The sequence below is a fragment of the Paraburkholderia sp. J8-2 genome (assembly GCF_905220195.1).
Classification (GTDB): Bacteria; Pseudomonadota; Gammaproteobacteria; order Burkholderiales; family Burkholderiaceae; genus Paraburkholderia.
Genome location: NZ_CAJMZA010000025.1, coordinates 74927 through 90578 on the forward strand (window position 1 = coordinate 74927; position 15652 = coordinate 90578).

11 protein-coding genes are annotated in these 15652 nt (G+C 62.6%); 4 read left to right on the top strand and 7 right to left on the bottom strand.

Going from position 1 to position 15652, the window contains the following annotated elements:
• Positions 1-2: 2 nt before the first annotated feature.
• Both U5A52_RS33270 and U5A52_RS33275 read right to left on the bottom strand, forming a co-directional pair.
• The gene (locus U5A52_RS33270) at positions 3-2153 is read right to left on the bottom strand and encodes a 3-hydroxyacyl-CoA dehydrogenase NAD-binding domain-containing protein (RefSeq protein WP_321938240.1); all 2151 of its coding nucleotides are present in this window, start codon (positions 2151-2153) and stop codon (positions 3-5) included.
• A gap of 33 nt (positions 2154-2186) precedes the next feature.
• On the bottom strand, positions 2187-3392 hold the full coding sequence (locus tag U5A52_RS33275; RefSeq protein ID WP_321938211.1) for an acetyl-CoA C-acetyltransferase: 1206 nt from the start codon (positions 3390-3392) through the stop codon (positions 2187-2189).
• A gap of 377 nt (positions 3393-3769) precedes the next feature.
• Here U5A52_RS33275 and U5A52_RS33280 point away from each other — a divergent pair, with 377 nt between their 5' ends.
• Positions 3770-4369, top strand: coding sequence for a short chain dehydrogenase (locus U5A52_RS33280; protein ID WP_321917117.1), 600 nt, complete (start codon positions 3770-3772; stop codon positions 4367-4369).
• Between the two features lie 130 nt (positions 4370-4499).
• On the top strand, positions 4500-5375 hold the full coding sequence (locus tag U5A52_RS33285) for an NAD(P)-dependent oxidoreductase (protein WP_321938213.1): 876 nt from the start codon (positions 4500-4502) through the stop codon (positions 5373-5375).
• 101 nt (positions 5376-5476) lie between these two features.
• On the opposite strand, the gene U5A52_RS33290 is transcribed toward U5A52_RS33285, so the two are convergent.
• A complete protein-coding gene (locus U5A52_RS33290) occupies positions 5477-5884 on the bottom strand; it encodes a hypothetical protein (protein WP_321938214.1) in 408 nt (135 codons plus the stop codon).
• A gap of 798 nt (positions 5885-6682) precedes the next feature.
• Here U5A52_RS33290 and U5A52_RS33295 point away from each other — a divergent pair.
• Both U5A52_RS33295 and U5A52_RS33300 read left to right on the top strand, forming a co-directional pair.
• Positions 6683-6916 carry a hypothetical protein gene (locus U5A52_RS33295; protein WP_321917120.1) on the top strand — a complete coding sequence of 78 codons (234 nt, stop codon included), beginning with the start codon at positions 6683-6685 and terminating at the stop codon, positions 6914-6916.
• A gap of 181 nt (positions 6917-7097) precedes the next feature.
• The gene (locus tag U5A52_RS33300) at positions 7098-7571 is read left to right on the top strand and encodes a hypothetical protein (protein WP_321938216.1); all 474 of its coding nucleotides are present in this window, start codon (positions 7098-7100) and stop codon (positions 7569-7571) included.
• Positions 7572-7850: 279 nt separating this feature from the next.
• Here the strand turns inward: U5A52_RS33300 and bamA are convergent, their stop codons facing one another.
• From bamA to U5A52_RS33320, 4 genes are all read right to left on the bottom strand, one after another.
• Positions 7851-10163: an outer membrane protein assembly factor BamA gene (gene bamA / locus U5A52_RS33305; protein WP_321938218.1), complete on the bottom strand. Its 2313-nt coding sequence runs from the start codon at positions 10161-10163 to the stop codon at positions 7851-7853.
• Between the two features lie 103 nt (positions 10164-10266).
• Positions 10267-10665 (bottom strand): hypothetical protein, encoded by a 399-nt coding sequence (locus U5A52_RS33310; RefSeq protein ID WP_321917126.1) that lies wholly within the window; start codon positions 10663-10665, stop codon positions 10267-10269.
• A gap of 337 nt (positions 10666-11002) precedes the next feature.
• Positions 11003-12433, bottom strand: a complete 1431-nt coding sequence (locus U5A52_RS33315; RefSeq protein WP_321938220.1) for an efflux transporter outer membrane subunit — start codon at positions 12431-12433, stop codon at positions 11003-11005.
• On the bottom strand, positions 12430-15645 hold the full coding sequence (locus U5A52_RS33320) for an efflux RND transporter permease subunit (protein ID WP_321938221.1): 3216 nt from the start codon (positions 15643-15645) through the stop codon (positions 12430-12432). The genes U5A52_RS33315 and U5A52_RS33320 overlap by 4 nt, the downstream gene beginning before the upstream one ends.
• Between the last annotated feature and the right edge of the window lie 7 nt (positions 15646-15652).

Here is a 15652-nt window from a genome sequence, read left to right on the forward strand (position 1 = left end):
GGTCAGGCTGCGGTCTGGACACGGTGGAACGTCTCGCTGCGCTCGGCTCGGGCGCGCAGCCAGTCCGAGGGCGCGTAGCGCGCTCCATGGCGCGCGGCAAAACGTTCGCAGTCCGCAACGAAAGCCTTGAGGCCATGCGTGTCGATATACGAGAGCACACCGCCCGTCCACGTCGGATAGCCGATGCCGAGCGTCGAGCCGAGGTCCGCGTCGGCGGCCGTCTCGATGACGCCCTCCTCCACGCAGCGCGCGGCTTCGAGCGCCTGGATCGTCAAAAAGCGCAGCCGCAGGTAGGCGAGCGTGGGTTGATCGGCGGCCGCGGGCCAGTGCTCGGCGAGGCCGGGCCACAGCCGCTTCTCGCCTTCGGCGGAATACTCGTAAAAGCCGCCCGGGCGGCCCGGACGATCCAGTTCGCGCACCATCTTCCTGACGAGATCGATCGCCGCGCCGCGCTGGAAGCGCTCGTCGAGACCATCGGCGATCGCCTGCTCGTTGACCTTCAACTGCAACGGCAGCGAGACCTCGTCTGCCACGGCGAGCGGGCCGACTGGCATACCCGCCGCGCGCGCGGCGTTTTCGATCAGCGCGGGCGCGACGCCTTCCTTGAGCATCATGAAGCCCTCGTCGACATAGCTGCCGAACACACGGCTCGTGAAAAAGCCCGGGCTGTCGTTGACGACGATCGGCGTCTTGCGCAACTGCCTGACGAAGTCGAGCGCGCGCGCAAGCGTCTCGTCCGAGGTCTCGCGGCCGCGAATCACCTCGACGAGCGGCATGCGGGGCACGGGCGAGAAGAAGTGCAGTCCGATGAACTGCGCAGCCCGTGGGAACCGCGCCGCCAGCCCCGTGATGGGAAGGGTTGACGTATTGCTGGCCAGCAGCGCGGTTCGGGGCATCGCCTCTGCAGCACGGGCGATGACATCGTTCTTGATGGCGCGGTCCTCGAAGACCGCTTCGATCACGAGATCGGCGTCGGCGAGCAGCGCGTAGTCCGCGCTCGCCCGAATGCGCGCGAGTGCGGACTCGGCCGCTGCGGGGGCAATGCGGCCTTTCGCGGCGTCCGAAGAGAGCGACGCTTCGAGCGCGGCGCGCGCCTGGCGGGCACTTTCCTGCGTCGCGTCGAGCAGCACCACGTCGATGCCGGCCTCGGCGGCAACGCGGGCGATGCCCCGACCCATCATGCCCGCGCCGATCACTGCAAGACGCTCCACGCGCGACGGCGCGATCTGCGCGGGGCGGCGCACCAGTTTCTCTGCGGCCGGCTTGTTGATGAACTGCGTGCGGATCAGGTTGCGCGCAACGGGCCCCGCGAGCAGCTTGCCGAAGTAGTTCGATTCGATGCGCAGACCCGCGTCGATACCGACCGCGAGTCCTTCCGCCACCGAAGAAAGGATCGCGAGCGGCGCGGGATAGTTTTCGTGGTTCGTCGCGTGCAGACGTGCGATGGCCGCCGTGTACGGGCCCGAGTTGTACGGCGCGCCCTTCGCGTCGCGCGGGGCCCAGCCGCGCTTGTCCCACGGCTGCTGCGCGTCGGGATGGGCAAGCACCCAGGCGCGTGCGCGCTCGATGGCCTGTGCGGCAGGCGCAAGCTCGTTCACGATGCCGAGCGCGAGCGCCTGTTTCGCGTCGACCGGCTTGCCTTCGAGCAGCAGTGGCAAGGCTTCGGCGATGCCAATGAGGCGCGGCAAACGTTGAGTGCCACCGCCGCCTGGCAACAGCCCCACCGTGACTTCGGGCAGCCCGACCACGGCGCCCACATCGTCGGCGAGGACGCGGTAATGTGTGCCGAGCGCCAACTCGAGACCACCGCCGAGCGCGAGCCCGCCTAGCGCGGTTGCGACCGGCTTGCCCATCGTCTCCATGCGCCGCAGGATGGCCTGCAGGCGGCGGCTTTCGTCGCGCGCTTGCACGACCGTGATGCCGCGGTCGAAGGCCGTCACGAGGTCCTTCAGGTCCGCGCCGGCGACGAAGCCGCGTGGCTTCGCCGAAAAGAGCACCGCGCCCTTGACAGCCGGATCGGCGGCGATGCGTTCAATCGCGTCGGCAAGTTCGTTCTGGAGCGCAGGCGTAAGGACGTTCAACGCCCGGCCCGGCACGTCGATGCCGAGCAGCGCGACGCCGTCGCGGTCCACTTCATAGGCAAGATTCTGCATGGATGTCATTTCAATCTCGTCGTGTGGGGTGGCTCAGAGCCGCTCGATGACCGTGGCGGTTGCCATGCCGGCGGCGGCACACAGCGTGATGAGCGCGCGCTTGCCGCCACGCCGCTCAAGCTCGTCGAGCGCGGTGCCGACCAGCATCGCGCCCGTCGCGCCAAGCGGATGACCGAGCGCGATAGAGCCGCCGTTCACGTTGATACGCTCGCGCTCTACGCCGGTCTCGCGCATGAAGCGCAGCACGACGGAGGCGAACGCTTCGTTGACCTCGAAGAGATCGATGTCGTCGAAGCTCAGGCCGAGCCGATCGAGGAGGCGCGCACTGCACGGCGCGGGGCCGCTCAGCATGATGGTCGGCTCGCTGCCGATGGACTGGAAGCCCACCACGCGGCCGCGCGGCGCAAGACCCGTTTGCCTGCCGAAATCGGCGCCGCCGATCAGTACCGCAGCGGCACCGTCGACGATGCCCGACGAATTGCCGCCGGTATGGATGTGCTCGATCGTGTCGACATGCGGATAGCGTTGGCGGGCAATCGCGTCGAAGCCCTGCTTGCCCATTGCCGTGAAGGCCGGCTTCAGGCGCGCCAGATCGGCGAGCGTCGTGCCGGGTCGCATGTGCTCGTCGCGCTCGAGCACGATTTCGCCGGCCACGTCGCGCACGGACAGCACCGACTTCGCGAAGCGCGCCTCGTCCCATGCTTGCGCCGCGAGGCGCTGGCTTTCGACCGCGAAGGCGTCGACGTCCTCACGGCTATAGCCGTCGAGCGCGGCGATCAGATCGGCACCGATGCCTTGCGGTGCGTAATAGCACTTCCATCCTGTTTGCGGGTCGGCGTACCAGGGGCCGCCGTCGCCGCCGATCGGCGTGCGCGACATCGATTCGACGCCGCCCGCCACCACGCTGCGCGCCTGGCCACTGCTCACGAGCGAGGCACCCAGATTGACGGCTTCGAGCGCCGACGCACAGAAGCGGTTGATCTGCTGGCCCGGCACGCCTTGCGCATAGTCGGCGGCAATCGCGGCCACACGGCCGAGGTTCGCGCCCTGCTCGCCGATAGGCGCGACGCAGCCGAGAATCACGTCGTCGACGAGCCCGGTGTCGAATCCGTTGCGATCGCGCACGGCCGCGAGCGTCTGGGCGGCAAGCTGGACCGGCGTGATCTCGTGAAGGCTCCCGTCCGCGCGCCCTCTGCCGCGAGGCGTGCGCACGTGGTCGTAGATATAGGCGTCTTGCACTGGAACTCCCCTCTGATGATGTTCTGGCGCGCCGACAAACGGCACCGGGCATGCTCTGAAGATTAGCGGGAGTTGTGCGGTGCGGCGTCGTCGAATCCGACGATTCGAGGCGCGCGGCGAGGCTTGCCCGCCGGCGGCGTGCCACGGGTGCGAGCCGGGATCCTCCTCGTCCTGCGAGCCTCGACTAGCTGCAGATCCTGCGCAAGGACTGGAACCTCAGGAGGTCACACTGCTCTCTTCATCGACATTACGAGTGCGGGTACTTGAATGTCGCCCCAAACGGCCGCCTCGGCCGGTAGTACGATATTCGTTCGTCTTGGCGCCACGTGCGATGCGTCACTCCGCGCTGGCCTGACGCTTCCGGATAAGGAGGACGTATGCGCATTCTGATAGTTGGCGCAACCGGACTGCTCGGCAGGGAAATCGTTCACCTGCTCTCGCCCGAGCACGAGGTCATTGGTGCGAGCCGCAACGGCCCGGACTTGTCGGTGGACCTCGCGAACAAGGCGTCCATTGAGTCAATGTACCGGCAACTCGGAACCGTTGATGCTGTGATTTGCACCGCAGGTGCCGCGAAATTTGCGCCGCTTGAATGGCTGACCGATGAAGACTTTGCGTTCAGTCTGACGAATAAGCTGATGGGACAGGTCAATCTCGTCCGGTGCTCGGCCGGTCACATTGCACAAGGCGGGTCCCTGACGCTAACCAGCGGCATTCTGTCCCAGCATCCGGTCACAGGAAGTGCCGTAGTGGGCATCGTGAATGCGGGGGTCGAGGCGTTCGTCCGGTCCGCGGCTCTCGAACTGCACGGCAAGTCGCGGGTGAACGTCGTCAGCCCAGGCTGGGTTTCAGAAACGCTTGCCGCGATGGGGCAAGCTTACTCGGCGGGTACTCCGGCCGCGGTGGTAGCTCAAGCGTACAAGCGAAGTCTGGTCGAGGACATCACGGGACAGGTCATTCCAGTCAAGAAGCCGTGAAAGCAGCGCCGCCATCGCTCGACGCGCCGCCGTATCAATAGCTTTCCACTTCAGTCTTTCTGTTTTAACTCGTAGCAAAGCAGCGTTTCGTACTTAACCGCATGCCAGCCCAAGTATTCAGGAGACGACCATGAACCTCGCCGGCAAAACACTATTCATGTCAGGAGGCAGTCGCGGTATCGGACTTGCCATTGCACTTCGGGCGGCGCGTGACGGCGCAAATATCGTGATTGCAGCAAAGACGGCCGACCCGGACCCGCGACTTGAGGGCACGATACATACGGCGGCGGCGGCCGTGGAAACTGCAGGCGGAAAGGCGCTTGCGCTGGTCGTCGACATTCGCGATGAGGAACGCGTAAAGGCTGCGGTCGCCAGAACCGTTGAGGTGTTCGGCGGCATCGACATACTCGTGAACAATGCCAGCGCCATCCGGTTGACGGGAACGCTGGATACGCCCGTCAAGCGCTACGACCTGATGCATGAGGTGAATGGGAGAGGCACGTTTGTCTGTAGCCAGGCCTGCCTGCCCCACCTTCTCAATTCGGCGAATCCGCACATCCTTACGCTGTCGCCACCGCTCGTCACCGACGCAAAGTGGTTCAAGGATTTCCCGGCCTATACCATCGCCAAATACACGATGAGCCTTTTCACCCTCGCGCTGGCTGGTGAGTTCAAGGACCGTGGCGTCGCCGTGAATTCGCTGTGGCCAAGAACCGCGATAGCGACTGCTGCCGTGCGAAACGAGATTGGCGGTGCGGATATGATTGCGGCCTGTCGCAAGCCGGAGATAGTCGCCGATGCGGCCCACTATATCCTGACCCGCCCGTCGAGGGAGTGCACGGGAAATTTCTTTCTCGATGACGAAGTGCTATTGGCAGCCGGTGTCCGGGACTTTGCGCAATACGACGTCAAGGCGGGCGCAGCATTGCAGGCGGACTTCTTCGTCGATGCGCTGCCGGGCATGCTACGGGCGGACAATATGGTCAAGTCCAAGCCGGGCCTGTGACGTGGCTGGCACGCGAGGGGAACCCGGCAGTCCGGCTTGGAGACGGGGCGTCTAAGGCGCCGCGAACGATGCGCCCAGCAACTTGACGGGCACTGCTCGCATCAATGGTCGTGCCTCCGGTCGCCGTCCCCGTGGTCGTGATGCCAGTCGCCCCGCGGGCCACCTTCGTCATGGTAACGGCCCCAGTCACCGCGATGCTCGTCGTAATGGGCACGGGCATCGCGCCACTCCCGCTCATCATGATGGCGCTCCTCCCACTCCCTGCGTTCCCAGTAGCGATGCCCATCGTAGTATCTCTCACCATACCAGCCAGGACTGACGATAACAGCAGGCGGAGGCGCCTCATACACCGGCGGTGGCGCGACGTAGACTGGTTGGGGTGCAACTGCAATACCGGGGACGCCAATGTTCACGCCAACATCGACGTGCGCGGAGGCGGCGGCCGATACACCTATGCCGATGCCGGCAACCAATGTAATCGCGCACCAGCGGCGAGGTGCAATGCTCATAATTTTCTTTCCGTGATAGGTATGCCTGGCGGTTTCAGTTGAATGCGCAGAAAGTCAGCTACGGTTAATAGCGGTGATAGTAGCCGCCTGCAGGTACCACGATGCAGCCGCTCAGCGCGGTTCCAAGACATACGGCCATCAGCGTCAGCGCAAAGATTCTTTTCATAAGTGCCTCACTTGTCAGTTGTGAACGCACTATATTGAGGCGGAAAATTACCGGTGTTTTTGTGTGTAACGAGACGTGTCGCATGAAACACGTCTCCCACCATTTGTTGTGAGGTGGATTAGCGCAATCAGCGAAGGTATCGCGCTACGCCGGAGCGAGTGAGGCCGGAACGTGCGGATGACGCTACGCGTCACGGCTCTGAAATCAGGCGCGTGAAAGCAAGCCAACAGGTCAACCGAATGACGAGTTCGGCTTCGCGATTTCCAGCGCAACACCCGCAACACGGCCTGCTATTCGCCTTACCGGCGAACAATCACCGGTTGCCTTCGAAAGACATCCTTGCACGGGTTGCCGGAATTTGCGTTTGCCCGGCCAACGGTCCACGAACGGCAAGAACCTGCGGGCGCTCTTTGCCACGCTTACTGTGAGCCCCTGACAATTGCTTACAAACGTCGCGGTTCCGACGTGCACTTCGACGATAGCTCAAGCGTTATGTCCGTCAACATAGGCAGCGACATTTCTCCGATGTGCGCATTTCCGAACATATCGGCCAACGAGCAACGCGTGCGCTGCAGTTGAAAACTCGATAACAGCCTCAACATCAGCCCAACTCAACCAAAGGGTTTTACACGATGAAAGCGATTAGCAAGTTCACACTCACTATTGCAATGTCCGCACTCGCAGGTATCGGAACGGCAAACGCAGCCGGTTGCATCAAGGGCGCCGTTGTGGGTGGCGTTGCCGGACACTATGCCGGTCATCACGCAGTCGCAGGAGCGGTTGGCGGCTGTATCGTCGGACATCACCTGGCGAAAAAGCACGCGGAGGAACAGGCCGCGCAGAAACAAGCGGCACGCGCGGAGTAATGTCTCAGGAACAGCGTTGCTCGCGGCGGTGCTTAAGCCTGTCTTAACTTTTGCCTCCCATCATCGTCGCATGCACGTCCGGCGTCCTGTACTTTTCCGCCAGCATATCGCCCGCGCGTTTTGTCAGTGAGCGTTGCGTTGGTGGCAGGACTGAGCGTTATTCAACGAGATTGAAATCAACATGCCCGGTAAATCACGAACCCGCAAACACACCCGGCCGGCGATGTCACCATTGCTGCGTGCACTTACTTTCAGTCGGGCTGCGCATGAGCCCGTAACGCAAGCCATGCTCCTTCAGTGTTTCACGGGCCTGGACGCGTTTCGGCGAGGGCACGGCTCGCGTGAGCTCTTCACGACCTTGGAGCGCCAACTCTTGATTGCCGGGGAGTTGTGTCGGCTCGGATACTATCCAAACGAAATTGCGGACATACAGGAAGCCCACGCGGCGATGATGCATATCGACGCTGCCGAGAAGGAAAACGGCGTCTGGGTGATGGATGATGCTGACTACGCCTGGGTATGTGTGGCGTTCGAACTCTTCGGTCGCCAGCTAGCCGTGGTGTCTCTTGACGGTATTGCCAAGGCTGAAGCAAGAATGGTGGAAGGCTTGCTCAATGCCAGGCAAAAAATCGCTCCTGCAGAAGTCACGACGTAGCTGAGCGCGCGTTCATCGGCAAATGGGCAACCATTCGAGATGCGTGTATGGCACGCGAGCGTGCCCTGAGCTCGTTCTGCCAGATCTGCAGGCTATCCGGCAAATCGGGCGAAGGCGTGGCGGGCGTGATGCCGACAAGACAATCGCTCCCCTTGTTAGAAGCCTGAAAAACGCATTACATAAGCACTCCTCCCACTTCGTCGGAGCCGCAGCGCCTCGCTGGCTGGTCGCTCATTTGGGCGGTTTTTTTCGTCGCTCCGGAAGCCCTCTCGCTTCCGGTTAGAACGACGTCCCGATCTGGAACTGGAACTTCTGGTACTGATCGGTCGCGTGCCTGACAATCGGGAAGCCAAGGCTGAGCTTGAGCGGGCCGATGGGTGAAATCCATTCGAGGCCCGCGCCATAGCTGTAGCGCAATCCGTTCGCGCCGGTGCTGCTGCCCTCCGTGCCCCACACGTTGCCGCCGTCCACAAACGTGAATACGCGCAGTGTGCGGTCGTAGCCGGTGCCCGGCAGCGGGAATGTCAGCTCGATGTTGCCCACCACCATCTTCGAGCCGCCGATCGGATCGTTCGTCGACTTGTCGCGCGGCCCCAGCGAGCCCGACTCGTAGCCGCGCACCGAACCGATGCCGCCAGCGTAGTAATTCTTGAAGATCGGGTACGCCTTGCCGCCCAACCCGTTGCCGTAGCCGCCCTGGAAGTTCAACCCAAGCACGAATCCGCGCGCGAACGAGTAGTAGTACTGCATCTGCGCATCCGTCTTGTAGTACGGCGTGCCGACCGGTGTGCCGTATTCCGCGTTGGCCTGCGCGTAGTAGCCGCGGCTAGGCACCAGTGCGCTGTCGCGATTGTCGCGAGACCAGCCCACGGTGACCGGCACCGTGTTCGACACGCGCCCGAACTCATTGACGTAGTCCTTGTAAGTCTGCGGCGTCTCACTGTCGACGTCGAGGCGGTCCTGCTCGATGCCAAGGCCGAAGTACACCATATCCGCTTCGGAAAACGGAACGCCGAACTTCACGTCCGCGCCGTACGAGACGATACGAAAGCTGGTGTCGTTCGTGCTCGAATAGTAGAGCGGGTAGGAAGTGCGGTAGTACGCATCGGTAATGCGTTTGATGCCGTCCACCGTGAAGTACGGATCGGTTTGCGTGACCGAGAGCGTGCGGTTCGTCGAGCCCGTATTCACGTTCAACGAAAGGCTGTTGCCGGAGCCAAACACGTTGTCCTGCGAGATGCCCGCCGAAATGCTCGGCCCTGAGCCGGAACCGTAACCTACGCCCAGCGAAAGCGTCCCGGTGGGCTTCTCGGCCACGTTCACGTTCACGTCGACCTGGTCCTGCGTGCCTTCGACGGGCACCGTGCTCACATCGACGTCCGTGAAATAGCCGAGCCGGTTGACGCGGTCCTTGGATAGCATGAGCCGGTTCGAATCGAACCAGGCGCCTTCGAACTGGCGCATTTCGCGGCGCACGACTTCGTCGCGCGTGCGTGTGTTGCCGGTGATGTTCACGTGGCGCACATACACGCGTCGGCCCGGATCGACCTGTAGCGTGAGCACGACCGTGTGATGCTTCTGGTCGATCTCGGGCAACGCATTCACGGTGGCGAATGCATAGCCGTACTCGCCGAGTTTGTCGACCATGCGCTTGGTCGTGTCCTTGAGCTTCTGCGCCGAGAAACGCTCTCCCGGCTTGATCGCGACAAGCCTCTTCAATTCTGCTTCGCGGTCGAGCAGATTGCCTGAGAACTTGAGGCCCGAGATCGTATAGGGCTCACCCTCATGGATCGAGACGGTGAGATACATCTCTTTCCTGTCGGTAGACAGCGACACCTGGGTGGAGTCGATATTGAACTCCAGATAGCCGCGGTCGAGATAGTACGAGCGAACGTTCTCGAGGTCGCCCGTCAGCTTTTCCTTGGCGTACAGGTCGTTCTTCGTGTACCACGAAAACCAGTTCGGCGTGGCAAGCTGCATCTCGTCGAGCAGCGTGCTTTCGGGAAATACGTGATTGCCGATAAAGTTGATCTGGCGAATCTTCGCGTTGGGCCCCTCGACGACGGCGAAAAGCAGTCCAACGCGATTTTGGTCGACAGGCGTAATGGTCGTGGTGACTTCTGCAGCATAGTAGCCGCGGGTGAGGTACTGGCGTTTGAGTTCCTGCTCGGCCTTGTCGACGAGCGACTTGTCGAAGTTGCGGCCAGCGGAAAGTCCGACCGACTTGAGTGCCTTGCTCAAATTGTCCTTATCGAATTCGTGAATGCCGGCGAAGTCGATCGTGCTGATGGTCGGGCGCTCGCTCAGCCGCACGATGACCGTGTGACCTTCCGTGGATATATTCACGTCGCGAAAGAATCCCGTGGCATAAAGCGCGCGGATCGCATCAGATGCCTTGTCGTCAGTGAAGGTATCGCCCTGCTTGATCGGCATGTAGGCGAATACCGTGCCCGGTTCGATGCGCACCAACCCTTCGATACGAATGTCCTGAACCACGAAGGGCCCGGTTGCGTGCGCAGTTGAGAAAATCCCCAGCCCGAAGCCGGCAAACGAGAGCGCGCGGGCGTAGCGCGTAATGGAAGAAACGGTCATGCGGATATTCGGTCGTAAGGACTGCGGTGGCGCCGCTCAGCGGCGTGAGACAACAATCGCGAGTGCAACGAGAGCGGCACTCGTGCGGGGATTGAACGGCGGCTTACTGCACGTGCATCGAATCGGGGCGCTGCGGCACGGCGACGCCGGTGGCAAGCAAGAGGACTTCGGATATGTGCGCGGCCTGCGCCGGACGCAGACGGAACGCCAGTTCGGCTCCGCCCGGCAGGCGAAAGCTCATCACGAGATGCTGCGCCGTGCCGGAATCGCGCCCGATCTCCCACGCCTCGCACGGCATGGTGAACTTGAGGCTTGACGCACGCTGCCGAATGCGCGCGGACCGGCCTATTGCATTGGAGAGCGCGGCGAGCAATTCGTGCATGACCGAACAGTGAACGGCGACGCTACCCGGTTGATTGCACTTCACCATCAGATACTGGCCGTCCGGCGTCAACTCAAAACCGTGCAGCGAGTCAATGGCAAGTGTCGTGGACATAGGCATGGAAACCCTCCCTGACCAAACAAGGGATGGAGTGTAATGGCCTAAGCTCGCTATGTTTTTGTTCGTATGTTACCGAAACTAATTAGGTAAGCTACGCACTTGTAAAACGCATCGCGCTGCCGCCGCAAGCATTCACGTCGCGACAGGCAGTAGACAAAGACGGGAACGTTTCGTCCTCTCCCGCGCGAAACATGACCCGGGTTTTCAAATGAAAGATTTGGTATTCAAAACGATTACTCGAAGTGACGACCGGGTCTGATGCAGGAGCCAAGAAAACGGAGGGCCCGCGAGCCCTCCGTCTTTTTTGCACGATGTCGCTCAATATCCAGCGTACCGATTATCCCGGAGCCGCGCTCGCTTGCGCCGTCACGCTCGTCTCGCTCCACCCTCCCCCGAGCGCCTTATAGAGCGTGATCAGATTGGAAAGCTGCGAGAGCGTGTCAGTGACGAGTTGCTCCTGCGCCGTGTAAAGCGAGCGTTGCGCATCAAGCAGCGTCAAGAAGCTGTCCGTGCCGCGCTGATAGCGCGCCTGCGCAATGTCGTAGTACTGCTGCGCAGCCATGACATACTCGCGGTCGGCCAGCGTTTGTGCGACGTAGGTGCTGCGCCCCGCCAGACCATTCGCCACTTCCTTGAACGCGGTCTGAATGGCCTTTTCGTAGTCGGCGATGTCGATGTTCTTCTCGATCTTCGCGACATCGAGCGTGGCCTTGTTGTAGCCGTAGTCGAAAATCGGCATCGTGATCGTCGGTGCAAACGTCCATGCGCCGCTACCGGCCTTGAAGAGATCAGTGAGGCTCGTGCTCGATGTGCCTGCCGACGCGGTCAATTCAATTTTCGGAAAGAACGCCGCGCGCGCCGCACCGATATTCGCATTCGCCGCCTTCAGCGTATGCTCCGCTTCGACGATGTCTGGCCGCCGCGCGAGCAGATCCGAAGGCACGCCTTCGCCGATATCGGCCAGCATCGACTGGCTGGTCATCAAAGTGCCACCCTGCGGTAGATCGTCGGGCAGCGGGCTGCCAATGCTCGCCGCGAGATTGTTCTGGTCCTGCGCGACGGCACGCGTATAGGAGGCCAGGCTCGAGCGCGCACTCGCGAGTGAGGTGCGCGCCTGCTGCACATCCTGCATCGACGCGCTGCCACGGTTCATCATCTGCAGCGTCAAGTCATAGGTGTTCTGATCCGCCTCGACGGTGCGGCTCGTGATCGCCAGGCTCTCTTCGTCGGCCAGCAGTTGCAGATAGTCGGTCGCAACCGTCGCAATCAGGCTCAGTTGGGTACTCGTGCGCGCGGCGTCGGTCGAGAGATATTCTTCGAGCGCTTGCCGCTTGAGGGAGCGCAGCCGGCCAAAGAAGTCGATTTCCCATGCCGATATCCCCACGCCCGCGGTGCTCGATGACGTGATCGCTCCATCTGTGCGTTCGCGCGTGAGTGATCCTGACGCATCGACTTCCGGAGCGAGATTCGCACGCGCAATGCGGTACCTCGCTTCATATTCCTCGACGTTGAGCACGGCAACGCGCATGTCGCGATTGTTCGCCAACGCCAGTTCGATCAACCGTTGCAGGCGCGGATCCTTGAAGAAGTCCCGCCAGCCTGTATCGGCGGCGCGCGGCGTACTGGTGGCTTTCGCCGCGACGCTTTGGTAGGCGTCGCCGGCCGGCCACGCCGATGTGACGGGCGCGTCGGGCCGCTGATAGGCGGGATCGAGCGTGCACGCGCACAGCGCCGCCGCAACGAGCGCGCTCAGGAGCTTGAGTTTCATGCTTCTCCCTCCCGCGACGGGCGGGTTTGATGCGGGTGGCCGTGCTCGCCGAACAGGCGGCGCACGACGACGAAGAACACCGGTACGAAGAAAATGGCGAGCACGGTGGCGGAAATCATGCCGCCCGCGACGCCCGTGCCAATGGCATGACGCGCGTTGGCGCCCGCGCCCGAACTCACCACGAGCGGCAGCACACCGAACACGAAGGCGAGCGACGTCATGAGGATCGGCCGCAAACGCATATGCGCCGCCTTGATCACCGCATCGATCATGGCGAGGCCCTCGGCTTGCAGGTCCTTGGCGAATTCCACGATCAGAATCGCGTTCTTGGTCGCAAGTCCGACGGTCGCGAGCAGTCCCACCTTGAAATAGATGTCGTTTTCGAGGCCGCGCAGGTGGGCAGCCACGAGCGCACCGAGCACGCCGAGCGGCACCACCAGAATCACGGCGATCGGCACCGACCAGCTTTCATAAAGTGCCGCAAGGCAGAGGAACACGACGATGATCGACACCGCGTAGAGCCAGGCGGCCTGCGAGCCCGCCTGCACCTCCTGATACGACTGGCCGGTCCATTCGACGCCAAACCCGCCCGGCAACTGCTTCGCGATGTTCAGCACGGCCGCCATGGCGTCGCCGGTGCTGGCGCCCATGCCCGTTTGCGCCGACATGCCCATTGCCAGTTGCCGGTTGTAACGCTCGATCTGCGGCGGCCCGAAGCCCCAACGGCTCGTCGCGAACGCGGAGAACGGCACCATGACCGAGTCATACCCCGTGCCCGAAGTCGACGACGTAGAGGAAGACGACGTGCTCGAATCCGAAGAGGTCGATGACGACGACGACGAAGTGCTCGCACGCACGAACCAGTTGCCGATATCGGCGGGCATCATGCGGTACTGTGCGTCCGACTGAACGTAGACCTTTTGAATACGGCCCGTGTCGATATAGTTGTTCACGTAGGCCGAGCCGAACGCCGTCTGCAGCGTGTCGTTGATATCGGCAACCGATAGCCCGAGCGCCGAGGCCTTCTCGCGGTCGATATCGACCTGAAGCTCCGGCGTGTCCTCGAGCCCCGCCGGGCGCACCATGGCCAGTGCGTGTTCCTTCGCCGCGAGCTGCATGAACTGGTTGCGCGCCGCGAGCAGCTTCGCGTGCCCCTGCCCGGCACGGTCCTCGATTTCGAAGTTCAGGCCGCTTTGCGTGCCAAGCTCCTGGATTGCCGGCGGACTCAGCACGAACGTCTGGGCGTCGCGATTCGCGCCCAGCCTGCGGTTCGCGCGAGCGATGATCGCGGCGGCACTGTCATTGCGGCCGCGCTGCTTCCAGTCCTTCAGCGCCACGAAGGCGAACGCGTTGTTCTGGCCTTGACCGTTGAAGCTGAAACCATTCACCGTAATCATCTGTGCAACGCCGGGCTCGTCGTGCAGGAAGTACTGCTCCGCAGCCTCGACCGCCTTGAGCGTGCGCGAAGCGGGCGTGCCGACCGGCGTGCTGATGGAAACGATGACGAAACCCTGGTCTTCGTCGGGCAGATACGATGAAGGCAGCGTCACATACAGCAGGGCAACCAGCACGCCCACGAAGCCATAGACGAACATCCAGCGCAGCGGCCGGCCGACAATGCGCGAAAGCACGCCGCTGTACCGCTCGTTTCCAGACGAAAACTTGCGATTGAACCAGCCGAAGAATCCGCGTTTCTCGCGGTGCTCGCCTTCCACCGGACGCAGCAGCGTCGCGCACAGCGCTGGCGTGAGCGTGAGCGCCAGGATCACGGAAAGCACCATCGCCGAGACGATCGTGATCGAGAACTGGCGATAGATCGCGCCGGTCGAGCCCGAGAAAAACGCCATCGGAATGAACACAGCCGTCAGCACGGTCGTCACGCCGACCAGCGCGCCTGTGATCTGCCCCATGGCCTTTTGCGTGGCCTCGCGCGGCCCCAGCCGCTCCTCGCTCATGAGACGTTCGACGTTTTCGACCACGACAATCGCGTCGTCCACGAGCAGGCCGATGGCGAGCACCATCGCGAACATCGAGAGCACGTTGATCGAGAAGCCGATGACAGCCATCACGCCGAATGTGCCGAGCAGCGCGACCGGCACCACGATCGTCGGAATGAGCGTCGCACGCACGTTCTGCAGGAAGACATACATCACGATGAACACGAGCACGATCGCTTCGAGCAGCGTCTTGACGACTTCCTCGATCGAAATCTGCACGAACGGCGTGGTGTCGTACGGAATGTTGACCTGCACGTCTTTCGGCAATTGCGGCTCGATTTCGGCGAGCTTCGCCCGGACCTCGCGCGCCACTTCCATGGCGTTCGCGCCGGTCGCGAGTTTGATCGCCATGGCCGCGGCCGGCTTGCCGTTGTAGCGCGACGACGTGTCGTAGCTGTCACCGCCCACTTCTACACGCGCAACGTCCTTCAGCCGCACCTGCGAGCCGTCGCTGTTCACGCGCAGCAAAATGTTGCCGAACTGGTCGGCGGTCGTAAGCAGTCCGGACGAGCGGATTGTCGCGTTGATCGCCTGCGAATCGGTAGCGGGCGCGCCGCCCACCTGGCCCACCGAGAGCTGCACGTTCTGGTTCGACACCGCCGTGGTCACGTCCGACGTCATCAGCCCTAAGCTGCGCAGCTTCACCGGATCGAGCCAGATGCGCATCGCGTGTTGCGCGCCGAAAAGCGTGACGTCGCCCACGCCGTTGAGTTGCGAAAGGGGGTCCTCGATCTGCGTGGCAACGATGTTGCCGAGATCGATCGAGTTATACGTTCCGCCCGGCGAGGAGAGCGAGACGATCATCATGAAATTCGTCGACGCCTTGGCCACCTGAATGCCCTGCTCCTGCACCGTTTCCGGCAACGAGGACGTGGCCTGGCTGACCTTGTTCTGCACCTGCACCTGGGCGATGTCGGGATTGGTGCCTGGCCTGAACGTGAGCGTAATCGTGCCTTGCCCCGCCGAACTGCTGGTGGACGACATGTACAGCACGTTGTCGATGCCACTGAGCTTCTGCTCGATCACCTGGGTGACGGTGGCGGCAACGGTGTCCGCAGACGCGCCCGGGTAGGTCGCCGTGACCTGCACCGAGGGCGGCGCGATCGTGGGATATTGCTGGACCGGCAGCGTCGTGATTGCCGCCGTACCGAGGAGCATGATGACGATCGCGATAACCCAGGCAAGGATGGGCCGCTTGATGAAGAATTGAGCCATGCGCGCC